At 42.4% G+C, this 23,712-nt stretch carries 20 protein-coding genes, 1 pseudogene and 1 other annotated feature; of the genes and pseudogenes, 16 read left to right on the top strand and 5 right to left on the bottom strand.

Annotation, left to right across the window (positions count from 1 at the left end; all coding sequences use genetic code 11):
- The first annotated feature begins 160 nt into the window (after positions 1-160).
- The 5 genes from ETP43_RS08235 to ETP43_RS17905 all read left to right on the top strand — a co-directional run bounded on the left by ETP43_RS08235 (position 161) and on the right by ETP43_RS17905 (position 4,811).
- Positions 161-1,756: a CvpA family protein gene (locus ETP43_RS08235; RefSeq protein ID WP_129257716.1), complete on the top strand. Its 1,596-nt coding sequence runs from the start codon at positions 161-163 to the stop codon at positions 1,754-1,756.
- A 331-nt stretch (positions 1,757-2,087) separates the two neighbouring features.
- Positions 2,088-3,470, top strand: coding sequence for an alanine/glycine:cation symporter family protein (locus ETP43_RS08230; protein ID WP_129257715.1), 1,383 nt, complete (start codon positions 2,088-2,090; stop codon positions 3,468-3,470).
- Between the two features lie 340 nt (positions 3,471-3,810).
- Positions 3,811-4,332, top strand: a complete 522-nt coding sequence (locus ETP43_RS08225; protein ID WP_129257714.1) for a hypothetical protein — start codon at positions 3,811-3,813, stop codon at positions 4,330-4,332.
- The gene (locus tag ETP43_RS08220) at positions 4,329-4,658 is read left to right on the top strand and encodes a hypothetical protein (RefSeq protein ID WP_207668918.1); all 330 of its coding nucleotides are present in this window, start codon (positions 4,329-4,331) and stop codon (positions 4,656-4,658) included. Before ETP43_RS08225 ends, ETP43_RS08220 begins: the two co-directional genes overlap by 4 nt.
- An 18-nt stretch (positions 4,659-4,676) precedes the next feature.
- Positions 4,677-4,811 (top strand): hypothetical protein, encoded by a 135-nt coding sequence (locus ETP43_RS17905; RefSeq protein WP_279222150.1) that lies wholly within the window; start codon positions 4,677-4,679, stop codon positions 4,809-4,811.
- A gap of 33 nt (positions 4,812-4,844) precedes the next feature.
- On the opposite strand, the gene ETP43_RS17620 is transcribed toward ETP43_RS17905, so the two are convergent.
- The 4 genes and pseudogenes from ETP43_RS17620 to ETP43_RS17605 all read right to left on the bottom strand — a co-directional run bounded on the left by ETP43_RS17620 (position 4,845) and on the right by ETP43_RS17605 (position 6,002).
- Positions 4,845-5,171, bottom strand: coding sequence for an integrase core domain-containing protein (locus ETP43_RS17620; protein ID WP_009244783.1), 327 nt, complete (start codon positions 5,169-5,171; stop codon positions 4,845-4,847).
- Positions 5,171-5,389 carry a DDE-type integrase/transposase/recombinase gene (locus ETP43_RS17615; RefSeq protein ID WP_243114333.1) on the bottom strand — a complete coding sequence of 73 codons (219 nt, stop codon included), beginning with the start codon at positions 5,387-5,389 and terminating at the stop codon, positions 5,171-5,173. The genes ETP43_RS17620 and ETP43_RS17615 overlap by 1 nt, the downstream gene beginning before the upstream one ends.
- 81 nt (positions 5,390-5,470) lie before the next feature.
- A pseudogene (locus ETP43_RS18415) lies at positions 5,471-5,665 on the bottom strand (IS3 family transposase); the annotation flags it as partial.
- Positions 5,655-6,002 carry a transposase gene (locus tag ETP43_RS17605; RefSeq protein WP_071143926.1) on the bottom strand — a complete coding sequence of 116 codons (348 nt, stop codon included), beginning with the start codon at positions 6,000-6,002 and terminating at the stop codon, positions 5,655-5,657. The pseudogene ETP43_RS18415 and the gene ETP43_RS17605, both read right to left, overlap by 11 nt.
- Positions 6,003-6,102: 100 nt before the next feature.
- On the opposite strand from ETP43_RS17605, the gene ETP43_RS08210 reads away from it, so the two are divergent.
- The 4 genes from ETP43_RS08210 (at position 6,103) to ETP43_RS08195 (ending at position 12,029) form a co-directional block, all read left to right on the top strand.
- The gene (locus ETP43_RS08210; RefSeq protein WP_330546569.1) at positions 6,103-7,065 is read left to right on the top strand and encodes an FGGY family carbohydrate kinase; all 963 of its coding nucleotides are present in this window, start codon (positions 6,103-6,105) and stop codon (positions 7,063-7,065) included.
- A 233-nt stretch (positions 7,066-7,298) separates the two neighbouring features.
- On the top strand, positions 7,299-9,500 hold the full coding sequence (locus ETP43_RS08205; protein ID WP_129257711.1) for a metallophosphoesterase: 2,202 nt from the start codon (positions 7,299-7,301) through the stop codon (positions 9,498-9,500).
- A gap of 109 nt (positions 9,501-9,609) precedes the next feature.
- Complete coding sequence (locus ETP43_RS08200; protein WP_129257710.1) at positions 9,610-11,007, top strand: ATP-binding protein; 1,398 nt, start codon at positions 9,610-9,612, stop codon at positions 11,005-11,007.
- Between the two features lie 113 nt (positions 11,008-11,120).
- Entirely contained in the window at positions 11,121-12,029 is a 909-nt protein-coding gene (locus ETP43_RS08195; protein WP_243114234.1) for a YitT family protein, read from the top strand.
- An 80-nt stretch (positions 12,030-12,109) separates the two neighbouring features.
- On the opposite strand, the gene arfA is transcribed toward ETP43_RS08195, so the two are convergent.
- Positions 12,110-13,609, bottom strand: coding sequence for an arabinosylfuranosidase ArfA (gene arfA / locus ETP43_RS08190; RefSeq protein ID WP_118575108.1), 1,500 nt, complete (start codon positions 13,607-13,609; stop codon positions 12,110-12,112).
- Between the two features lie 170 nt (positions 13,610-13,779).
- Here arfA and ETP43_RS08185 point away from each other — a divergent pair, with 170 nt between their 5' ends.
- From ETP43_RS08185 to ETP43_RS08155, 7 genes are all read left to right on the top strand, one after another.
- Complete coding sequence (locus ETP43_RS08185; protein ID WP_243114233.1) at positions 13,780-14,571, top strand: helix-turn-helix transcriptional regulator; 792 nt, start codon at positions 13,780-13,782, stop codon at positions 14,569-14,571.
- 153 nt (positions 14,572-14,724) lie between these two features.
- Positions 14,725-15,522: a hypothetical protein gene (locus ETP43_RS08180; protein ID WP_129257708.1), complete on the top strand. Its 798-nt coding sequence runs from the start codon at positions 14,725-14,727 to the stop codon at positions 15,520-15,522.
- A gap of 138 nt (positions 15,523-15,660) precedes the next feature.
- Positions 15,661-16,260 (top strand): sugar O-acetyltransferase, encoded by a 600-nt coding sequence (locus ETP43_RS08175; protein ID WP_106492964.1) that lies wholly within the window; start codon positions 15,661-15,663, stop codon positions 16,258-16,260.
- 173 nt (positions 16,261-16,433) lie between these two features.
- Positions 16,434-16,678: a binding site (T-box leader), on the top strand.
- A 59-nt stretch (positions 16,679-16,737) separates the two neighbouring features.
- Positions 16,738-19,152, top strand: a complete 2,415-nt coding sequence (gene leuS, locus ETP43_RS08170) for a leucine--tRNA ligase (protein ID WP_129257707.1) — start codon at positions 16,738-16,740, stop codon at positions 19,150-19,152.
- 82 nt (positions 19,153-19,234) lie between these two features.
- Positions 19,235-19,519 (top strand): hypothetical protein, encoded by a 285-nt coding sequence (locus tag ETP43_RS08165; protein WP_022172422.1) that lies wholly within the window; start codon positions 19,235-19,237, stop codon positions 19,517-19,519.
- Positions 19,520-19,725: 206 nt separating this feature from the next.
- Positions 19,726-21,408: a phospho-sugar mutase gene (locus ETP43_RS08160; RefSeq protein ID WP_129257706.1), complete on the top strand. Its 1,683-nt coding sequence runs from the start codon at positions 19,726-19,728 to the stop codon at positions 21,406-21,408.
- Positions 21,409-21,818: 410 nt separating this feature from the next.
- Positions 21,819-23,639 carry an alpha-amylase family glycosyl hydrolase gene (locus ETP43_RS08155; RefSeq protein ID WP_129257705.1) on the top strand — a complete coding sequence of 607 codons (1,821 nt, stop codon included), beginning with the start codon at positions 21,819-21,821 and terminating at the stop codon, positions 23,637-23,639.
- Positions 23,640-23,712: the final 73 nt, after the last annotated feature.

Raw genomic sequence — 23,712 nt, 5'->3', positions numbered from 1 at the left:
ATCGGCTATTTGACAACTGGTTTACTTTCGGATATTTTTATAATTCCTGTGACCGCGGTTTCCTTAAGAATTCGTGAATTCTTGTGGGTTATACTTGCGAAAAACAGCGTATACTGATATAGTACAAAAAACAACAGTTCCAAAGAGGAGAGCAAACAATATGAAAAAAGGAAAAATCAAAGCGCTTCTAGTGCTGCTGGTGATCGTTCTTGCGGGGATTTATTATTATGTAACAATCCCGGCGATCAACATTCATTCTACGGGAATCTGGATTTTTATCCTGTTGGTACTCGTATTGATTCTGGCAGCTTATGCAGCTAAAAAGAAGTTTACCAGCATCCGTGAGGTGAAAAGCAGCAAGTTTCTGAAAATCGGAGGCATTGTACTGATGGTTGTACTGCTTGTATTTGCAGCAGGAAGCATCTTATCTTCCCCCATCGTAAACGCAAAACAGTATCGAAATCTGCTGACCATCGAGGAACGCGACTTTTCGGAAGATATCCAGCCAGTGAATTTCAGTCAGATTCCGTTGCTTGACAAAGACAGCGCGATGATTCTTGGAAACCGAAAAATGGGAAGTATGGTAGATATGGTTTCTCAGTTTGAGGTCAGCGATCTGTATTCGCAGATCAATTATCAGGAAAAACCGGTTCGCGTGACTCCACTGGTCTACGCAAGCCCAATCAAATGGCTGACCAACCAGTCGCAGGGAATCCCGGCGTATATTATGATCGATATGACGACACAGGATACCTCGCTGGTAAAACTGGACAAACCGATCCGTTATTCTGAGGCAGAATATCTGAACCGGAATATTTATCGCCATCTGCGTTTTCATTATCCAACCTATATCTTCGATCAGTTAAGTTTCGAGATTGACGATAATGGCACTCCTTACTGGGTCTGCCCGGTGCGGAAGTATACAATTGGACTTTTTGGTGGTGCAACAATCGGCAGAGTTGTCCTGTGTAATGCCCAGACAGGAGAGTGCCAGGATTACGCGTTAAAAGACTGTCCGGAATGGGTAGACCGTGCCAATCCGGCAGATCTTCTGATTCAGCAGTATAATTATTATGGAACACTGGTACACGGTTATATCAACAGCATCTTCGGACAGAAAGGCTGTCTGAAATCTACAGACGGATATAATTACATGGCGATGGAAGACGATGTATGGGTATACACCGGTGTGACTTCTGTCAGCGGAGATCAGTCCAACGTAGGATTTGTTCTGATCAATCAACGTACCAGAGAGACACGATATTATAAGGTAAACGGAGCAGAAGAGTATTCGGCGATGGGATCTGCGGAAGGGCAGGTTCAGAACCTTGGGTACAAGGCAACTTTCCCGATCCTTCTGAATATTTCCAATGAACCAACATACTTTATGGCATTGAAAGACGGTGCCGGACTGGTAAAAAAATACGCGATGGTAAATATCCAGAAATACCAGAATGTTGCCATCGGAGATACCGTATCCGCCTGCCAGGACGCTTATGTGAAACTCCTGAATACCAGTGGAATTACTGCTGGAAATGAGAGCGATTTCAAAACTGTCACCGGAACGATCCAGCGGATCGCGCAGAGCGTTATCGACGGCAATTCCCATTTTTACCTGGTATTAAACGGACATTCCGAGATCTTCGATGTCCCGGTTCAGGATTATCTGCAGGTCGTAACATTGCAGGAAGGAGACACGGTTACCGTAGAATACCTGGAAGGAACTCCGGTTTGTACGGTGTTGAACCTGGAGTAGAAAATTTTCACTTGGCGGCAAAAGAATTTCATGTTATAATAAGAAAAATCAACTGATAAACAAAATATAGATGAGATATGTAAGTCCAAGGGCGGACATCCGAGAGGGTGTCTGCCTTTTTTCGATATACAGGAAATTATCTTCCTGCATATCAAGATCGCGAAGCCTATGTTATCTTATTGTCGGCATAATATTCCGCTATATGCCATAAACTGATATATCCTGTACAGGAATCAGAGCACCTGGAAAACGTACAGAATCTTTTAAACGCTCAGCAACTATGAAGTTTATGAGATTTACATATCTACACCACAGAAGGGAGAACAAACATATGGAAAAGTTCAGTCAACTGGTAACCTGGGTGGACGGAAAAGTCTGGGGCTGGGGGATGATTCTGTTACTTCTCGGAACTCATCTTTTCATGACCGTCCGAACCGGGTTTATCCAGAGAAAAACAATCACAAAAGGAATCAAGCTTTCCGTATCCAAAGAACCGGATGCCGACGGTGAAGTCAGTCAGTTCGGAGCACTTGCCACTGCGCTGGCATCTACGATCGGAACCGGAAATATTATCGGTGTGGGAACTGCCGTTGCCTTAGGTGGTCCTGGTGCCGTTTTATGGTGCTGGCTTACCGGTGTGTTCGGTATCGCGACGAAATACAGTGAATCACTGATTGCAGTAAAATATCGCGTCAAAACCGAAGATGGACGAATGCAGGGTGGTGCCATGTACGCACTGGAACGCGGTTTGCATATGCGGTGGCTGGGGCTGATCTTTGCTGTATTTGCCGGGTTTGCTTCGTTCGGTATCGGATGTGCCACACAGGTTAACGCCATCGCTACTGTCTGCAATGAGAATCTTCACATCAATAAAGCAGTTGTCGGAATCATCGTTGGCGTTCTGACAGCAGTTGTCATCTTTGGTGGAATCAAAAGCATCGCAAGGGTCTGTGAACGATTGGTTCCGTTTATGGCACTTTTCTATGTGCTTGGCTGTATCGTGATTCTTGGAATTAATTATGACTATATCATACCTGCAATCACAACTATCTGTCGCCTGGCATTCCAACCGGGAGCAGCAGCCGGCGGTCTGGTAGGAAGCGGTATCATGCTGGCGATGCGTTACGGAGTTGCCCGTGGACTGTTTTCCAATGAATCCGGTATGGGTTCTGCACCGATTGCCGCAGCGGCAGCACAGACTCGAAACCCTGTACGCCAGGCACTGGTATCCTCCACCGGAACTTTCTGGGATACTGTAGTTGTATGTCTGATGACCGGTCTGGTACTGGTTTCTACGATTATGAAAAACCCGGCTATCAATGCCAATGAGATCACCGATGGTGGTGTACTGACCTCCCTTGCCTTCGATCAGATTCCGATCATCGGACCTTTGATCCTTGTCGTTGGAATTATTTCCTTCGCATTCTCTACGATCCTTGGATGGGCATATTATGGGGAACGTTGCGTGGAATACTTTGCAGGGAAAAAGGGACTGATACCTTATCGTGTGTTATATATCGCCGTGGCTGTGATCGCCCCGGTAGTAGCCCTTGATGTAGTATGGGACATCGCCGATATCCTGAACGCCCTGATGGCAATCCCGAACCTGATCGCCGTACTGCTCCTTTCCCCGATTATTGTGAAAGAAACGAAAAAATACTTGGATGACCTGGATGCGAAAGATGATACGGAGATTCCGGTGATTAAAAAATAGCAAAAGATGATGATGAGTAAATAAGCGAGCATATACCGATTATTTTGTCGTGGTGTATGCTCGCTTTTTTGCTTGTATGATAGAGATTGTCGCTTAACTGTAAAATAATAATATTAGTCTGCAAAACCAATAGTATTTGACGAATCATAACTTTTAGGGTATGATAATTACAAACATTTTATATTTCTATTATCTTTACGGCACTCAGCCACATCTATTTTATTCAAACCGCGTTCGCGGACTTAGAAATTTCCAATGCAAATTAAATAAGAAAAGGGCAGAGGGAGATTCTGAGGAAACGAAGCAGAGGATCCTTCTCTCAAAAGACAGGAGGATTTATATGAGTAATGTAAAAACAGCGAAGGATTACAAAGATCGTTTGTTTCGGATGATCTTTAATGGCAAGGAGAAATTATTAGAGCTTTATAATGCGATGAATGGTTCGGATTATAATGATGCCAGTGAACTACAGGTGGTAACGCTGGAGAACGCGATCTATTTGTTAATGAAAAATGATGTGGCTTATGTGCTGCATGATGAATTGTTTTTGTATGAGCAACATTCTACAAAAAATGCCAATATACCGTTACGCTGCCTATTTTATGCAAGTGACACATATTCGGTATTGGTGAAAGATAAAAATATTTATGGTTCGAAGATGCTTCCGCTTCCATCGCCTACGTTTGTAGTGTTTTATAATGGAAAACAGAAGATGGATGAGGATGAGGAACTGAGACTTTCGGATGCCTTTGTGAAGAAACAGGAGCATCCGAATCGGGAAGTGATTGTGAAAGTAAAATTATTAATTTGGGAAACAGCCGTAAACTTTTCGATAAATGCAGACCGATGCGGGATTACATGATCTTTGTGGATAAGGTAAGAAGGTATTCACAGGAGCAGACATTGGAAGACGCAGTGGGACGGACGATTCAGGAATGCATGGAAGAAGACGTGATGACTGATTTTCTGAAAAGGAACAGGGCAGAGGTTGTGAAGATGTATCTTTCTGAGTATGGCGAAGAGAGGCAAAGGGAGTTTGATCGGGAGGAAGGCAAGATGGAACTGCTTGAAGAATTAATCAGAAAAAAATTGAAAAAGGGATATTCAAAAGAAATGATTGTGGATTCTCTTGAGATTGATTCCGATACCGTTGAAACGATTATCTCTGCAATAAACATATTAAAATAATATTCCAGGGGGTTTTTAATGAAAAAAGCAACTACAACTTATGCATTAGGACTTGATTTTGGTACATTATCCGTACGGGCGGTACTTGTCAGTCTGCTGGATATAGTGGTTCAGTTGTCAAGACAAAAAACTAAGCTTTTTATAATGAACTGATATATGTAACTGGGTAGGGGAGAAAATCCCCCCTTAGGCTGCATGATCATCCAGTAACAGAATCGGATAATAGCAGGATGCAGGTGTCTGATTATTGAGTGCAGAATGACAACGTTCAAAGTTGTAAGTGTGCACATATTTACCGATTGCCTTCCGTGCTTCTCTGATATTGTTATATTGGGTCAGATATGCTTCCTCGTACTTGAAGCTTCGGAACCATCGTTCAATCATGATATTGTCAGCCCACCGGCTTTTACCATCCATGCTTTGACGGATCTGGTTCTCTTTGAGGAAATTCATGTACTCATTGCTTGTAAACTGACAGCCCTGATCTGAATTCAGGATAACAGGTTTTGCCACTATAACGCCTTTTTTAACGCAGTTATGACCATTCTGGTATCCAGAGTATCATCGACTTCCCAGCCAACGATACAGCGGCTGTACCAGTCAATCACAGCGGTCAGATACAGGAATCCACGCTTAATGGGGATGTATGTAATGTCGATTGACCATGCCTGATTTGGACGGTCGATAACGGCGTTACGTAGCAGATACGGGCAGACTTTAGCCTGTTGCATACGTTTAGAAAGGTTCATTTTTGGATAAATTGGATCAATCCCCATTTCATTCATATAACGGCGCGTTTTCCGGCGGCCAACCTGATGCCCACGCTTCTTCAGTTGAGCAGACAGTTGTCGTGCTCCCCAGGCCGGGTTATCTGTGTGTAATCGATCTATGATCGATTTGCAATCTAACTCCTCCTGAGATATGGGCGTGCCCTTGTAATAAACACTGGTACGATTGATATCAAGAAGCGCAGCTCCTGTTTTAACTGGAAGTTCTTTAGTCTTCAAAAGGTTTTGGACTAAATTTACTCTCGTAGTCAGGTCCAAGTGTTTCTTCAGATTTTTTTTTCAACCAATCCACCTGCATGGTGAGCTGGCCAACTTTTTTCGCATATTCAGCTTTTTCCTTGCGCTCTAAAGCGAGCTTTTCTTTCAGGTTATCCTCTCGTGTGTCATCAAAAACCACAGATGCTTTATCGAGGAACTCCTTCTTCCAGTTGCGGAGAAGATTCGGCTGAATATTGTTTTCGGTTGCGATTGTATTTAAGTCTTTTTCTCCTTTGAGCAGTTCAATCACTAATTCTGATTTGAATTTGGCGGAGAAATTTCTTCTTGTTCGAGACATAATAATAATCCTTCTTTCTGTAGTGTTTACAGTATATCAGATTCATTAAGAAATGTCTCTTGAAGTGTCTTAAATTACGATACCATTATAGGACGGGCAGATTGTTGCCAGCGAAACCTGTGCGTATGCACATGGGATTCTTGATCCGACAGGATTTGATTATGGAAAAATCGATGCAAGCTGTGCCCTGCAGGAGCCGGACGATTATCTGAAAGCAATGCAGGAAATTGTTACGCATGCAATAAAAAGCAGTGGACTTGCATCGGAACAGATCAAATGTATCGGTGTGGATTTTACTTCCTGTACGATGCTTTCGGTTGATAGGAACGGCATACCTTTAAGCCGACAGGAACAGTGGAAGAATCACAAAAATGCATATGCAAAACTCTGGAAACATCATGGGGCACAGCGTTTTGCTGATCGGATCAATGCTGTTCTGGAAGAAAAGAATCTGCAGTACAGCCCTGTATTTGGGGGCAGAATCTCCTGCGAACTGATGATTCCGAAGATTATGGAAACACTTGCGGAGGATCCGGAGATTTATATGGCGGCAGACGCTTTTGTGGAAGCAGGAGACTGGGTCACACAGATGCTCACGCATACGGCAAACCGCAGTATATCAATGGCAGGTTACAAAGCCTGGTATGATAATGCCAACAGATATCCTGAGGCTAACCTGTTGGCTTCGTTTGATCCGGCGCTGGAGAACGTAGTATCAGATAAATTGGCCGGAAATATCTGTCCGATTGGAACACCGGTTGGAACGCTTACCACGGAATGGGCTGATATTCTGGGCCTTTGTCCCGGACTTCCGGTTGCACCTGCCATCATTGATTCTCATGCCGGTGTTCCGGGATGTGGTGTCAGCAGACCGGATCAGGCAATGCTTGTTCTGGGAACTTCCAGTGTGCTGATCAGCCTTGGTTCCGAAAAGTATTCTGAAAAAGGAATCTATGGAAATGTCCGTGATGCCATCGTTCCAGGATTCTATGCTCTGGAATCGGGGCTTGCATGTGCGGGGGATCTGTTATTTGCCGAATGCGGAGTATATGGAAATTTATGACAGGATGTACGAACGGTATAAAAAGTTTGCGGAAGTGACTCATAAGAATGCCTGAGAGCCATGTGTTTGATAATTTATTATTTTTCAGTTTTGTATAAAGAAAACAAAGGAGAAAATTGAGTGAGACTATGATAATATGACAAAGCGTATTTTCTGATATTATAGAAAATGTTATAATGAATATTAAGAAAAATTTGGAAAAATAATCGTTTAATAATATGAGGGAATAGCAGATGAGTACGATACGGTGGATTCAATTTTCAGACTTACATTTTAATAAGACAAATATTAATACAAGATTGTTACGAGATAGTATAAAATCTTTTTTGAGAGAAAAAAGAATTAAATGTGACTATGCATTTTTCGCTGGAGATTTGCGGAATGCTCCGGATAAATATTTCTTACCAAACTCAGTACAATATCTGAGAGAATTGTGTGCGGCAGTCGAAGTATCTCCAGAATGTTTTTTTATGGTTCCTGGAAATCATGATATAGACAGAAATATAGAACAAAGAGATCAGGCGGTCAAAAGAATATTAAATAATAACGGTGTTGAAAAAGGGTATTATGATATAGAAGAGGGAAAAATACAGAAGACAGATCTTCAGGACATAAAAATCGGACAGACAGAATTTTTCAAAATTGTTGAAGAATTTTATAAAGATGTCCCTAGTCGAGCAGAAAAATATCGGGAGCTAGGACATTTTTTGATTAAAACAGAAGATTTTAATATTATACATTTGGATTCAACGATTACTTATACAAAGGGTCAGGAAGAAAGTCTCGTTATCGGTACGGACTTATTATATGACATTCTTGAGAAGGTAAATCCACAAAAGTATACCATTATTTTAAGTCATTTTCCGTTTGATTCTTTAAAACCAGAAGAAAAAAATGAGGTTTGCAGAATTCTTGAACAATTTGGTGTACAATTATGGATGTCAGGGCATTTACATGATGCGTTAGTGCAGATGCATCGAAAGGCATTTCACGAATTACAGTGCGGAAGTTTGTTGACGGATGGTGGAACACCGAATGTATTAATTGGACAACTGGATACAGAGACAGGATGTGGCGAAATACGAGCATATATCTGGCAGAAAAATGCAGGGTGGATATTAAATGAATATTTGGATCGTATGTCTGAGACAGATAAATCGGTTTATGAATTTGAGTTACGCCCAACAGAGGTTATGAAACTTTCTGGAAAGTTTCATAAAAAACAAGAAATTGATCCAGAAACTATGCGACTTATCGGGAGCGTTGTCGACAGAATCGAACAAACATATGAAGATAGATATACTATTATAAAAGATTGCACATATGGGGAAATAACATATCCTGTTGTCGTAAAGGCCTGGACTCCAGGGGATATGGATAAAATTTATGCAATTGAAATAATAGACCGAAATACATATAATCTTGAAAAAATGCGAAAATGGATAGACAAATTATCGGTGTCGTTCAGAAACTATACCAAGATCCTTGATAAGAAAAATGTTGTTGCAGAATTATATTTGATTTCTAAAGATGTTTGCAGCAATGAGCAAAAAGAACGCTATTCAAAAGATTTTTATGATATCTGTGAAAGAATTTATAGAAATCATTGCTTTCAAGTGAATATCGTTGAAAAAGGCATCCTTGAAAATAGAAAAAGTGGACTGCAAAAAGACAGGGTATTTATCAGCAGTATTTCTGTAGTTCCTGTTGAAAAAGAGATGCTTTATACTATGGATATTGGAATTGTTGCAAAAGTAAAAGCTTCAAAACCAATGTTGCTAGGCGAATATGATTCTGTACAAGAGATAAATGCACAAATTAATGAATATTACCAGAATGTGTGGACAGAATGGCAACAGGATATTTCAGGTCATAAAGAAGATCCATTCATACTGAAAAGAATAGCTGCACAACAGGAAAAGGAGCAAATTTCAGAGGGAACCCTGACAGATAATTTATGCTATGAGATAACACATAATGATGCCGGACTCTTCTCTGTAATATTTGATCGTTATTTGTATCTTGGTGGTGTTCATGGTACTCCATTGCGAAAATGTATCGTAGCAGATTTGAACACTGGTGTACTACTCAGTTTGCATGAAGTTTTGCCAATGTCATTTATAGAATTAATGACTATCATAAGAGAAAGATTGTATACAGAATATAGTCAAGACTATAATGATGTTTTAGAAGAATGCTATCAGAATATATCTAATCTATATCATCAAGTTGATGAGTTTAAATTTTATATCAAATACTCATCTTTATATATTTATTTTGATATATACGAAATTTCCGGTTATTCTATGGGTTATATGGATCTTTATATTATGGATTTAACCGATTATTTGAGAAACCGATACAATATCGAAGAATGCGATATTGTCAGAAAACAACCTCTTTTTGAAAAAATAGAAAGAGAAACAGCTCGCTGATGGTTTGACTTGGCGAAACTTGACTTTTAAACCGATTTGTTTTATTATACTCATAAGAAAGTAACTTATGAGTTGCTTTCTTATGAGTATATTTTGTGGAGGTAAGCAGATGAATCAATTTTATTGTCGTGAGAATGAACTTCGGAAGCTGAATAAGCGGTATGAGGACGATAAGTTCGAGTGCATTGTCATTTATGGCAGACGTCGTGTTGGAAAAACGGCATTGATTAATGAGTTCTGTAAGGACAAGCCCACTATTTTCTTTTCAGCTTTGAATACGACAGGAAAGGAAAACCTAGAGGCTCTCTCAAAGTCAATTATGAGCTACGAGCGGACGGATATGGAGTCTGCCCCCGAGTTCAGGTCTTACGATGCTGCCTTGGATGAGTTGACAGTACTTTCAAAAGAGAAACGAATCGTCTTTGTCATTGATGAGTATCCGTATCTTGCCAAAGCGAAGCCCGCCATTTCAGCAATGCTTCAACATATCATCGACCACAAATGGACAGAATCCAAGATGTATCTGATCCTTTGTGGCTCGTCTATGAGTTTTATGGAGAGTCAGGTGCTTGGAAAGGAAAGTCCACTGTATGGAAGGCGTACCGGGCAGTTCAAGATTGAACCACTGGACTATAAGGAAACAGCTGTGTTTCACCCGAATCTGTCCGTAGAAGACAATTCTCTGATTTATGGAATCACAGGCGGAGTTCCTCATTATATTAATAAATTGGATGTGAAAGATAGTGTGGATGAGGCTCTGCTGGATAATTTTTTTGACCGTTCCAGTTATCTGTATGAGGAGCCGGGAAATCTGTTGAAACAGGAACTGCGTGAGCCAGCCATCTATAATGCAATTATAAAAGCAATTGCGGAGGGGGCTTCCCGAATGAACGATATCAAGTTGAAGGTTGGTGAGGAAAATTCAGTTGTATCGAAATATCTAAAAACACTGATCAACCTTGGTATTGCCAGGAAAGAAACACCAATCACAGAAAAACCAGGTAAGAAAACCATCTATCTACTGGCTGATAATTTCTTCCGGTTTTGGTATCGTTTTGTACCTGTCAATATAAGTGCCATTGACTCTGGTAGAATTACAAAAATCTATCCCCACGCGGTAAAACAATATTTTTCTGATTATATGGGGTTGATTTTTGAGAAGATGTGTCAGGACTATCTGCTTTACTATTCAGATAACCTTCCGATTGAGCTAAGTGAAATCGGTCAATGGTGGGGGACAGACCCGAAAAAGAAAAAGCAGATACAGATTGATATTATCGGAACGCCTGTAGATGGTAATGACTATATTATCGGTTCGTGTAAGTACAGAAATGAGAAAATTGGTATGGACGAACTTGATTTAATCAGAGATTATGCATCAGCTTTTGGAAAAGGCAACAACTATCACTATTATATCTTTTCCAAAGGTGGATTCACGGATGGACTTCTTCAGGCTCAAGAACGTGGGGAAGTTCATCTGGTAATGTTAAAAGATCTCTACAAATAAAGTCCAATGAATTCCCATTGATGAAACATCTCAAAAGAGCTATACTATAATAGAACACGCTGCTAAAACTTCCTTAAGTGAAGGCAACAATAGTTTTTTACAATTTTTTTATAATGGAGAACAAAATGAAAACTACAAATCAACAACCGACAACTGTACGAACATCCCCAAGATGGAAGCAGCCACTGATATCGACAGGCTGCGTACTTTTCGCATCGTTACTGATGTCTGTCAATATCAAATCTTTCGTCCGGGCGGGGAATCTGATTCCGGGGGGATTTACCGGTTTATCGCTTTTGTTACAGCGTACGGCGGAGACATTTTTCGGGATTGTATTGCCGTATTCGGTGATCAATATTGCGTTGAATGCGATACCGGCGGTGATCGGTTTTCGGATGATCGGAAAGAAGTTTACCTCATATACGGTATTGATGATCGTACTGAACTCTTTTCTGGTCGATCTGATCCCGGTAACGCCGATTACATATGATCCGCTTCTGGTGTCTGTGTTTGGCGGGATTCTGAACGGAACAGCAATCTCGATTGCCCTGTTTGGAAAAGCTTCCAGCGGTGGAACGGATTTTATTGCGGTTTATCTTTCCTCCAGATTGCATAAACCGTCCTGGAATTTTGTTTTTGGTATCAATGTGGTGATACTTACGACCGCAGGTTTTCTGTTTGGATTTGAAGCTGCGATGTATTCCATCATTTTCCAGTTCGTTTCCACACAGACGATCAACACACTTCACAGAAAAGATCAAAAAGCAACCATGTTCATCGTCACTCGTCACGGAGCGATGCTGGAGCAGAAGATTATGGAATGTACCAGGCATGGAATCACACATCTTGCCGTTCAGGGCTGCTATCTGAAAGAGGACAAAGACATGCTGTACACAGTACTGGGAGAAGATGAGGTGAAAGAAGTGACTGCACTGGTTCGCAGCCTGGATCCGGAAGCATTTATCAACATTATCAAATCCGAGGGAATCGCGGGAAGATTTTATGAGGAACCGTTAGAATAAAAGAATAACAAGAACTTTGAATAGTTACAGAACAGTTATCAAAAATGCTCCTGGAATTCCAGGAGCATTTTTGAAAGAAATTATTTACTCAGTCGAATTACATTCCAGCTGTGTTTCCCAAAGACGGTCTGTAATTTGCCATTTTCCAGTTTGGTAGCAGAAGAGAGTGTCGGAGCTACTGTGTTCGGAGCGGCTTCTGTATTAACCGCTTTCAGATCATCGTTGGTCAGAACGATATGTTCAGCTACTTTGTAACCTTCAAACTGTCTCAGGTCACAGCTGACTTCCATATCTTCTTCCAGGCTCTTATTCACAGCAAAGATTGTCAGAGTATCTTCTTCCTCATTCCAGATACATACAGAATCCAGATACGGAGCTTCTCCGTAAGTTTTGCTTTCATATACCGGGGTGTGTACCTGGGTGTTCAGAACAGTACCTCTTCCGTATACACTTGCGTGGAAATATGGATAGAAAATAGTCTGTCTCCATGCACCGGTGTCAGAAGTCATGATCGGTGCGATAACATTGACCAGCTGTGCCAGGCAGGCAATTTTTACACGGTCTGCATGGCGAAGAAGTGTAATCAGCATACTTCCGACTAACAGGGCATCTTCAAAATTGTAGATATCTTCCAGCTGATGGGGTGCCTGGATCCATTTTTCCAGTTTTTCATCTGCTTCGTTGCTGTGATACCAGACATTCCACTCATCGAAGGACAGGTTAATATTCTTTTTGCCGTGTTTCTTTGCTTTGACAGCATCGCAGATACTTACGACACCTGAGATAAAATCATCCATTCCTTTGGAACTTGCCAGAAAATCAGGGGTATCGTCATCACGGTTTCCATAGTACTGATGCAGGGACATATAATCAACCTCATCATAAGCCTCATCCAGAACGGTGTATTCCCAGGAACCGAAGGTTGGCATATCCAGATTGGAGCTTCCGCAGGCTACGGTCTCGATCGTAGGATCCATGAATTTCATCAGACGGGAAGTCTCAGCTGCGATTCTTCCGTATTCTGTAGCCGTTTTATGGCCCATCTGCCACGGACCATCCATTTCATTTCCCAGACACCATACTTTGATATCGTGCGGATCTTTGTAACCGTGTTCTTTTCGCAGATCACTGTAGTAAGTGCCGCCTTTGAAATTACAGTATTCCAGAAGATTCTTGGCATCTTCCGGTCCGCGGGTTCCCAGATTGACAGCCATCATGATGTCACTTCCTGCTTTTTTTGACCAGTCGGCGAATTCATTTAATCCGAACTGATTGGTTTCGATCACACCCCAGGCAAGCTCCGGTCTGGATGGACGTTTGTCTTTTGGTCCTACGCTGTCTTCCCAGCGGAAACCGGATACAAAGTTACCGCCCGGATAACGAACGATCGGAACTTGCAGTTCTTTGACCAGATCCAGGGTATCTTTCCGAAATCCCTGTGCATCGGAGTTCGGGTTGCCTTCCTGATAGATTCCTTCGTACACGGCTCTTCCCAGATGTTCAATAAAAGAACCGAAGATTCTTTTGTCTACCGCGCCGGTGAGAAAATATTTGTCTACAATAATTTCAGCTTTTTTCATTGTAAAAACCTCCTGTGGTTATATAATGTGCTCTCGACATGTATTGTCTGTACTGTCTATGATTGTAACAGAACATTGGCAGAATACCAGATGTTTTTGTCCGAAGTAATTGACTTTTTTTCCGGTGTCAGGTATGCTTTTTGTAGAAAATACGAGAGGGTGATGAAGTAATGATTTCAGATATTTCCATACAGTTTTGCGAATACAACCGCTCCAACCCAGATGCTGACCGGATCTACCGTCCACAGGGGAGCGGCGATTATTTGTTTTTATTGCTGAAAACTCCGATGAAAGTTTATCAGGCGAATGGTATACTGATTACCGGAGAAAATGCCTGCATCCTGTACACACCAGGACAGATGCAGCACTATCAGGCAGTACAGAAGTTCCGGAACAGTTATCTTCATTTTGTTGCACAGGAGAATCTTGCAGAATATTTTCATCTTCCGCAAAACCAGATATTTTATCCGCAAAATCCGGAAGAAATAGAAGAAATCATCCGCAAGCTGCAGCAGGAATACATCACCCGCGGTTCTCATACGGAAGCAATGCAGAGTGCACTGATCTGCCAGCTTCTGGTCACGGCAGCCCGTGGACTTGAAAAAGGGCAGCGACATAACCCAGAAGAAGAAGGGTTGTACCGGGATTTTCAGGCACTTCGCATGGAGATGCTCCGCCATTATGAAAAACACTGGACAACCGAACAACTCTGCAATCAGATAAACCTGGAAAAAAGTCAGTTCTACGCTTATTACCGGCAGTTTTTTCACAGTACCCCACACAACGACCTGCTACAGGTCCGTCTTGACAAGGCCAAAAATCTACTGACAAATGAAGCGCTGCCGATCCAACAAGTGGCTCTTTCCTGCGGATTTCGAAACATGTCTCATTTCAGCCGATATTTTAAACAGCAGTGCGGTTGTTCGCCAAAAGACTGGATCTCCAGCGTTTCTCCTCAATGAAAAATCACTGTTTACTGATAACAATAATCAAGAGACCAGTGGATCATTTTATAAGCCAAAGTCACACAAACCGCACAATATATGGTACAATGTAAAAAAGGAATTCTGTATATCATTCTATTTGCTATAATCAGAAGAAAGGAGACTACGCTTATGAAAAGAAAATGGCTTTTTGCTTCACTGCTCCTCACAGCAGCATTGACCATGACATCCTGTTCTTTCAAACTTCCGGTCGAATTACCCTTCAAGATTCCATTCATTACTGCAGATAGAAACACCAAACAAAACGACGAGGATCCATCTGACCCGAAAAAAAACACTGATCCGATAATAACGGACGAACCTGAAGTTCCTGAAAATATCGACACCACAGAAAACACTCAATCAGGTAATGATCATGGATCCCATACACCTGATGAGGCAGATCCTTCTCCGTCACAACCAGATGAAGACCCTGTTGATGCGCCGTCCGGTCAGGAGAATTCTGTGGACATACCGGTTCTCATGGGAGGTGCTCTTCCTTACACCGGTATGATTTCTATACTAAATGAAAATTATGAAGACGGGACTCACCGATATGACGATATGTTAGAAGACGGGATGTCTTGCATCGTTGACTATTGCTATGTCAACCCGGAAGATCTTCCGGACACTCCGGAGGCATACGCAACCCTTGCAGCAGAAAAACTGACCGACGGTGGCATATATAACATTCTTTCCGTTTACCAGGACGATGGTTATACTGAGAGTCTTTCCTATCCGGTGTATATTGTTTCCTTTACCAGCGGAAACAACGAGGATACCAATTTCTGGCTGGTATTTATGGTTATACGGGATGGATATACGTACCTGTATGCTCCCAGCGTATCCTGCAATGCGGATTATACCGCGGAAGAGCTCGGACAAGATCTTTTCCCACGTCTGTTTTTTTCCGATTCTCTGGACAACTGATGCTATGAAAAAGCATCTGACTGTTATATGTTATTGTTATGTACCGTGGCAATACTTTTCTCGAGAACAGATGGCTTTTCCTACACAAATATGTTACACTTAACCCTGTAGTAATATTAACTGGGAGGTAGAAAAACTATGACTGAGCAGGAGAGAATGAAACAGGGGTATGTATGGCAGGATGATGATGAAAATATGAGTCTGCAGGCTCACACAAAAGCACTGGTAAGAGAATTCAACAGTATGCCACCGGAAGATATGGAAGGAAGAGAAGCACTTCTTCACGATATTTTCGGAAAAGTAGGAAAAAATGTATGGATCACTCCACCGCTTACAGCAGCTGTTGGAAAATATGTATCCATCGGAGACGGCACCTATTCTAATATGAATCTGACACTGATCGATGACTGGAAGATCACCATCGGAAAAAATGTGTTGATCGGACCGAATGTAACCTTGTGTACCACCGGACATCCCATTGATCCGGAACACCGGGGAGACGGAATGTATTCATTCCCAATCACCATTGGTGATAATGTATGGCTGGGAGCCAATGTTGTCGTTCTTCCGGATGTAACTATCGGAGAAAATTCCGTGATCGGTGCCGGTTCTATCGTAACCAAAGACATTCCGGCAAACTGTATTGCTTTTGGAAGTCCATGCAAGGTATATCGTGAGATCAATGAGCACGATAAAGAATACTATTTTAAAAACCATCGTTTTGATGAGCAGCCATAACGAGATAAAATATGCTTCGCGAATTTATACGATTGGTATAAATTCTGTGCATCGCGAGGTGTGTTACCGGGAACGGAGTGAACAGTAACACTTTGGCTTGCTGCCCGTGTAAATAACAGGAAAGCCTTGACAAACACTGTCTTTGCAGTTAAAATATTTTATGTTTTATAAAGTATACGACTTGGAAGGGGAAGAGTAAAAGCGGTATCGTTCTTTCAGAGAGCTGTCGGTTGGTGCGAGTCAGCAGAAGAGAGCTTTGAACTGGCCCCGGAGTCCTTTTTCCGAAACATTTTCATAATTTATAGAAGATGCAAGTAAGAAAAAGCGGGAGTTCCCGTTACAGAATCCATAAGTGCATGAGGCTTATGCTTCATGAAGTAGAGTGGTACCACGGAAATAAAGTCCTTTCGTCTCTAGTTGAAAAACAGAAACAAAAGGACTTTTTATATTTCAAGCAATACCTAGGAGGAAGAAACCATGACAGTACCTTATAATCATAGGGCAGTAGAAAAAAAATGGCATGATATCTGGGAAGAACACCCGGTGAATGTGGATGATGGCAAAAAGCCAAAATATTATTGTCTGGACATGTTTCCATATCCGTCAGGAAATGGTCTTCATGTCGGACACTGGAGAGGATATGTAATTTCTGATGTATGGAGCCGCTACAAATTATTGAACGGTTACTATATCATTCACCCGATGGGATGGGATGCTTTCGGTCTGCCGGCTGAAAACTATGCGATCAAAATGGGTGTACATCCTGCAAAATCAACCGCAGACAATGTAGCAAATATCAAACGTCAGATCAACGAGATCGCAGCTCTGTATGACTGGGATCGCGAAGTAAACACCACAGATCCTGAGTTCTACAAATGGACCCAGTGGATCTTTGTAAAGATGTTTAAAGAAGGTCTGGCTTACGAAAAAGAATTCCCGATCAACTGGTGTCCATCCTGTAAAACAGGTCTGGCAAATGAAGAAGTTGTCAACGGAAAATGTGAACGTTGTGGTTCTGAAGTAACTAAGAAAAATCTGCGTCAGTGGATGCTGCGTATTACAAAATATGCAGACCGTCTGTTGAATGATCTGGACAAACTGGACTGGCCGGAAAAAGTTAAAAAGATGCAGAGTGACTGGATCGGTAAATCCTATGGTGCAGAAGTTGAATTCCCGGTTGAAGGAAAAGACGAGAAGATCACTGTATACACCACCCGCCCGGATACCCTTCACGGTGCAACTTTCATGGTACTGGCTCCGGAGCATGCCATGGCAAAAGAACTGGCTACCGATGAGACAAGAGAAGCTGTGGAACAATATATCTACGATGCATCCATGAAGTCTAACGTGGATCGTCTGCAGGACAAAGAAAAGACTGGTGTATTTACCGGATCTTATGCAATCAACCCGTTAAATGGTGCCAAAGTACCGATCTGGCTGTCTGACTATGTATTAGCTGATTACGGTACTGGAGCAATCATGTGTGTACCTGCCCATGATGACCGTGACTTTGAATTTGCAACCAAGTTCAATATTCCGATCATTCAGGTTATCGCAAAAGATGGAAAAGAGATTGAAAATATGACAGAAGCATATACAGAGGCTTCTGGAACTATGATCAACTCCGGTGACTGGAACGGTATGGAATCTTCTGTACTGAAGAAAGAAGCTCCGATGATGATCGAAAAGATGGGTATTGGACGTAAAACCGTAAACTTCAAACTGCGTGACTGGGTATTCTCCCGTCAGCGTTACTGGGGCGAGCCGATCCCAATCGTTCACTGCCCGAAATGTGGAAACGTTCCGGTACCGGAAGAAGAACTTCCGCTTCGTCTGCCGGATGTAGAATCTTACGAACCGACAGGAACCGGTGAATCACCACTGGCTGCTATCGACGAATGGGTTAACTGCAAGTGCCCGGCCTGCGGCGGACCTGCAAAACGCGAGACCAACACTATGCCGCAGTGGGCAGGTTCTTCCTGGTACTTCCTGCGTTATGTAGATAACAAAAATGATAAAGAACTGGTTTCCAAAGAAAAAGCTGACAAATATCTGCCGGTAGATATGTACATCGGTGGTGTGGAACATGCGGTACTGCATCTGCTGTATTCCCGTTTCTATACCAAGTTCCTGTATGATATCGGAGCTATTGACTTTGATGAACCATTCCATAAACTGTTCAACCAGGGTATGATCACCGGTAAGAACGGTATCAAGATGAGTAAATCGAAAGGAAACGTTGTTTCTCCTGACGATCTGGTAAGAGATTACGGATGTGACTCTCTGCGTATCTATGAGCTGTTCGTAGGACCGCCGGAACTGGATGCAGAGTGGGATGACAGAGGAATCGACGGTGTATACCGTTTCCTGAATCGTTTCTGGAAACTGGTACAGGACAGCGCAGAAGCAAATGTTGCAGAAACTAAAGAGATGGTAAAACTGCGTCACTGCCTGATTCACGATATCACAGAACGTCTCGAAAGCTTCAGCCTGAATACCGTTGTTTCCAAATTCATGGAATATAACAACAAGATGATTGACATGGCTAAGAAGACCGGTGGTATCGACAAAGAAACACTGTCTGCCTATGTAATTCTGCTTTCTCCGTTCGCTCCGCACATTGCAGAAGAACTGTGGCAGGTTCTGGGTCATGACACATCCGTATTTGCAGCAAAATGGCCGGAACATGATGAAGACGCTATGAAAGATGACGAAGTAGAGGTACCGGTACAGATCAACGGAAAAACCCGTGCAGTCATCAGTATCCCGGTTGACATTTCCAAAGAAGATGCAATCGCAAAAGGAAAAGAAGCCGTTGCTGACAAACTGACAGGTACAATCGTAAAAGAGATCTATGTACCGAAGAAAATCATCAACATTGTTCAGAAATAATTAAAAACAGTAAAAGACAAGGAGGTCTGCATTGTATTTGGCAGGCCTCTTTTGCATATCACGGGATAAAGGAGGATGTTTTATGAATACGATTGAATTACTGGATGCACTGCAGCTGAAAGCCAAGAAAGACCCGGAACTTCGAAAAGCACTCTTTGCAACCCGCAGTGAGAAGAATCCTGTCGATGCTTTCTGTAAAAAATGTCAGGAAGAAGGTTATCCAATCTATACGATGGATCTGATTCAGGCAGGGGAAGAGTTTTATGCTTCCATGCGTCGCAGTACCAACGGTGGGGGAGAAAATTCGCCAAAACTGGAAGGCGAGGACGATTTTTATGAATTATTTTTCGCCACTCTGGAAAATTGAGAACATGATATGATATCTGGCGTGTTTTGTCATTGGAAAATGACATGCGATTTTTCTGATAATATAGTAGAATTTGTCGTTTTCACCGAAATTATTTGTTAACATTCGTTTAAGTTTCACAAAGCAGTTGCTGTTTCTGTGAAAACATGTTACAATCTATATAACTTTTTAAGTGACAAAAATATAGATAATAGGAGTGGTAAATAATGTATCAGGAAGAATACAAACGCTGGTTGGCAGCAGATCTTGAGGATGCCGATCTGAACCCGGAACTGTCCAGAATCGAAGGAAACGATGATGAGATCAAAGAACGTTTCGCGGTCGCATTAAAATTCGGAACTGCTGGTCTTCGTGGGGTCCTGGGAGCAGGTACCAATCGTATGAATATTTATGTGGTCCGTCAGGCAACACAGGGACTGGCCAACTGGGTAAAAACACAGGGCGGCACACAAACTGTAGCCATCAGCTACGACAGCCGTCTGAAAAGTGATGTATTTGCAAAGACTGCTGCAGGTGTATTGGCAGCCAACGGAATCAAAGTCAGAATCTATGATGCTCTGATGCCGGTTCCGGCCCTTTCTTTCGCAACCAGATATTACAACTGTAATGCAGGTATCATGGTAACTGCTTCTCATAACCCTGCAAAGTACAATGGTTATAAAGCATACGGTCCGGACGGATGCCAGATGACAGACGATGCAGCTGCTATCGTATACGATGAGATCCAGAAAACCGATGTTCTGACCGGTGCAAAATACATGTCTTTTGCAGCAGGTGTGGAAGAAGGTCTGATCCGTTTCGTAGGTGATGACTGCAAACGTGCCCTGTACGATGCAATCGAATCCAGACAGGTTCGTCCGGGTCTGTGCAAAACAGCTGGACTGAAACTGGTATACAGCCCGTTAAATGGTTCCGGTCTGGTTCCTGTTACACAGGTACTCAAAGACATCGGAATTACCGATATTACTATTGTTCCGGAACAGGAATATCCAAACGGTTACTTTACAACCTGCAGTTATCCGAACCCGGAAATTTTTGCAGCACTGGAACTGGGACTGAATCTTGCAAAAGAATCCGGCGCAGACCTGATGCTCGCAACCGACCCGGATGCAGACCGTGTCGGTATCGCTATGAAGTGCCCAGATGGTTCTTATGAACTGGTCAGTGGAAATGAAGTTGGTGTTCTGCTTCTGGATTATATCTGTGCAGGACGTATCGAAAAAGGTACGATGCCACAGAACCCGGTAGCAGTAAAATCTATCGTATCCACACCGCTGGCAGATGCAGTTGCAGAACATTACGGTGTAGAACTGAGAAGCGTTCTGACCGGTTTCAAATGGATCGGTGATCAGATTGCACAGCTGGAAGCAGCAGGTGAAGTTGACCGTTTCATCTTCGGTTTTGAAGAGAGCTACGGCTATCTGGCTGGTCCTTATGTTCGTGACAAAGATGCCGTTATCGCTTCCATGCTGATCTGTGAGATGGCAGCATATTACAGAAGCACCGGAAGTTCTCTGAAAGCAAGATTGGAAGAGATCTATAAAGAATACGGCCGTTACCTGAACAAAGTAGACAGCTTCGAATTCCCTGGTCTGAGCGGTATGGACACCATGGCAGGCATCATGGAAGGACTTCGCAAAAATCCTCTGACGGATATTGCCGGTCATACAGTTGTCAAAGTAACGGACTATGAGAAACCGGAAGAGACAGGTCTTCCGTCAGCGAATGTTCTGATCTACAAACTGGATAACAACGAGACCGTTATCGTTCGTCCATCCGGAACAGAACCGAAGATCAAGATTTATTACACCACACTAGGTAAAGATCTTGCAGAAGCTGAAGCTGAGAAAGAAAAACTGGCAGAAGCTTTAAAACCGATTATGGCATAAAACTACAAGAAACACGCTTCGCGAGTTTCTCGTAGTTATCGCGGCAGTCGCCGAGGTCTCGTGCAAGCACAGACTTTGGCTCGTTGCTCACGTAAAAAAATTCACTCTCGGAAAATAATGTCCGAGGGTGAATTTTTTTACGCAAACAGCAAGTCAAAATGCCTGCTAAGAAATAAAGATTACTCATCAAGAATGGAACTGTGCAAGAGTGGAAAGTGTCCATAAAGCGATCTTACATAAGCGAAAAATCTTGGAAAACAAATTTTTTGTTCGTGCGATTAAATTTATATACTGACCGGTATATAAAACACTGGATTTTCTATCAAATATGTGTTATGATAGAAAAAGTAAATGCAATTGATTTAATAATATGAATAATTGCAAATTTTAGAAAATAGAGGTGCATTCATATGAGTTGGTATAATGAAGCTGTTTTTTATCATATTTATCCCCTTGGCCTGACCGGAGCACCGGCACAGAACGATTACGGCACACCGGTACATCGACTGAACACATTGCTTCCATGGATCGATCATATCCAGAAACTGGGATGTACAGCTCTATATATTGGTCCTTTATTTGAAAGCGTAGGACATGGCTACGAGACAACCGATTACAAAAAGCTGGATTCCCGTCTGGGAACTAACGAAGACCTTACCGCATTTGTGGCAGCCTGTCACGAAAAAGGTATCCGTGTGATTTTCGATGGTGTTTTCAACCATACCGGACGCGATTTCTTTGCTTTCAAGGATATTCAGGCTAACCGTGAACATTCCCGCTATGTCAACTGGTACTGTAATGTTAACTTTGGCGGCAATACAGAATACAACGATGGATTTTCCTATGAAAACTGGGGTGGATATAACCTTCTGGTGAAATTGAACCAGAGAAATCCGGAAGTTCAGAATTATATCTGCGATGTGATCCGTTTTTGGGTATCGGAGTTTGATATCGATGGCATCCGGCTGGATGCGGCAGATGTACTTGATTTTGACTTTATGCATGCCCTGCGCCGTACCGCAGACGAAGTGAAAAAAGATTTCTGGCTGATGGGTGAGGTTATTCACGGAGATTACAGCCGCTGGGTCAACGGTGGAACACTGCACAGCGTAACCAACTACGCGCTGCACAAAGCTCTTTACAGCGGACACAACGATCATAACTATTTTGAGATCGCACATACGGTAAAATATCTGCAGAACATGGGTGATCTGGATCTGTATAATTTTGTGGACAATCACGATGTAGAACGTATCTACACAAAACTCAGCAATAAGGCGCACTTTGCACCGGTACATGTGTTGCTTTACACGCTGCCTGGTATTCCAAGTATCTATTACGGATCGGAATTCGGTATTGAAGGAAAGAAAGAAAAATTCTCTGATGCGAGTCTTCGTCCGGCATTGCAGTTAGCTGATTATCAGGATGCGATAGAGAAAAATCCTTACACTGCACTGATCGCGGCTCTCGGAAAAGTACGTCAGGCCACTCCGGCGTTAAGTTACGGAAGTTATAACGAACTGTTACTGACCAACCGCCAGTATGCATTTGCCCGTGATCTGGATGGTGTTCGGGTAATCGTGACTGTCAATAACGATGACAATCCTGCAGGAATGAATCTTGCAGCCGGTAATACCGGTGTCTACATCGGAGCACTTTCCGGAAACCGGGCAGAAGTGCAGGGAGGACGGATCAATGTAACGATTCCTGGAAATAGTGGAGATATCTGGATTCCGGAAGAACATTATAGTGAGAAAGGTCCGGCTTTGACGGCTATTCCAAAAACCACAAAGGTAGAGGAAACTAGAAAACCAGCGGAAACTACAAAGTCAGAGAAAACTACGATTGAAACTGACAATGCAGACGTATCAAAAACAGAACAGGTAGAAAATCTGGCTGGAGGTAAAGAGATTTCTGTGGATTCAGAAAAAGTATCTGCACAAGAGCATAACAATCATTCATCCGAAAACGAGACTGCAAACAGTCCGGCGGCTGATTTTACAGCAAATGAACTCACATCACCATCAGATGAAACAGCAAAATCAGAGCCATCTGCTTGTGTAACACCGGATCCGAATAAGGCACCGGAAGAGATGACCGTTGAAGAACTCCAGGCGGCCATCCTTGGCAAAATGGCAGCAAACGGTCCGGTAGATGATCAGATGCGAAAAACCGTTTATGATAACATCTGGCATGATTCACTGGTGAATTGGGTGAAGAGTTTTAGGTAGACAGCATAATATGATTAAAATCCCTTTTGAAAAAGATATAATCTTATTCTTTTCAGAAGGGATTTTTTACAGA

The sequence above is a fragment of the Blautia faecicola genome (assembly GCF_004123145.1).
Taxonomy (GTDB): Bacteria; Bacillota; Clostridia; order Lachnospirales; family Lachnospiraceae; genus Oliverpabstia; species Oliverpabstia faecicola.
Note: the sequence above shows the minus strand (reverse complement) of the source record. Positions and strands in the feature narration are given on the sequence as shown.

Bases quoted from the DNA above. Each gene is read 5' to 3' on its own strand.
- ETP43_RS08235 (WP_129257716.1), top strand. From the start codon at position 161: ATGAAAAAAGGAAAAATCAAAGCGCTTCTAGTGCTGCTGGTGATCGTT.
- ETP43_RS08230 (WP_129257715.1), top strand. From the start codon at position 2,088: ATGGAAAAGTTCAGTCAACTGGTAACCTGGGTGGACGGAAAAGTCTGG.
- ETP43_RS08225 (WP_129257714.1), top strand. From the start codon at position 3,811: ATGAGTAATGTAAAAACAGCGAAGGATTACAAAGATCGTTTGTTTCGG.
- ETP43_RS08220 (WP_207668918.1), top strand. From the start codon at position 4,329: ATGATCTTTGTGGATAAGGTAAGAAGGTATTCACAGGAGCAGACATTG.
- ETP43_RS17905 (WP_279222150.1), top strand. From the start codon at position 4,677: ATGAAAAAAGCAACTACAACTTATGCATTAGGACTTGATTTTGGTACA.
- ETP43_RS17615 (WP_243114333.1), bottom strand. From the start codon at position 5,389: ATGCAACAGGCTAAAGTCTGCCCGTATCTGCTACGTAACGCCGTTATC.
- ETP43_RS17605 (WP_071143926.1), bottom strand. From the start codon at position 6,002: ATGTCTCGAACAAGAAGAAATTTCTCCGCCAAATTCAAATCAGAATTA.
- ETP43_RS08205 (WP_129257711.1), top strand. From the start codon at position 7,299: ATGAGTACGATACGGTGGATTCAATTTTCAGACTTACATTTTAATAAG.
- ETP43_RS08200 (WP_129257710.1), top strand. From the start codon at position 9,610: ATGAATCAATTTTATTGTCGTGAGAATGAACTTCGGAAGCTGAATAAG.
- ETP43_RS08195 (WP_243114234.1), top strand. From the start codon at position 11,121: ATGGAGAACAAAATGAAAACTACAAATCAACAACCGACAACTGTACGA.
- arfA (WP_118575108.1), bottom strand. From the start codon at position 13,609: ATGAAAAAAGCTGAAATTATTGTAGACAAATATTTTCTCACCGGCGCG.
- ETP43_RS08185 (WP_243114233.1), top strand. From the start codon at position 13,780: ATGATTTCAGATATTTCCATACAGTTTTGCGAATACAACCGCTCCAAC.
- ETP43_RS08180 (WP_129257708.1), top strand. From the start codon at position 14,725: ATGAAAAGAAAATGGCTTTTTGCTTCACTGCTCCTCACAGCAGCATTG.
- ETP43_RS08175 (WP_106492964.1), top strand. From the start codon at position 15,661: ATGACTGAGCAGGAGAGAATGAAACAGGGGTATGTATGGCAGGATGAT.
- leuS (WP_129257707.1), top strand. From the start codon at position 16,738: ATGACAGTACCTTATAATCATAGGGCAGTAGAAAAAAAATGGCATGAT.
- ETP43_RS08165 (WP_022172422.1), top strand. From the start codon at position 19,235: ATGAATACGATTGAATTACTGGATGCACTGCAGCTGAAAGCCAAGAAA.
- ETP43_RS08160 (WP_129257706.1), top strand. From the start codon at position 19,726: ATGTATCAGGAAGAATACAAACGCTGGTTGGCAGCAGATCTTGAGGAT.
- ETP43_RS08155 (WP_129257705.1), top strand. From the start codon at position 21,819: ATGAGTTGGTATAATGAAGCTGTTTTTTATCATATTTATCCCCTTGGC.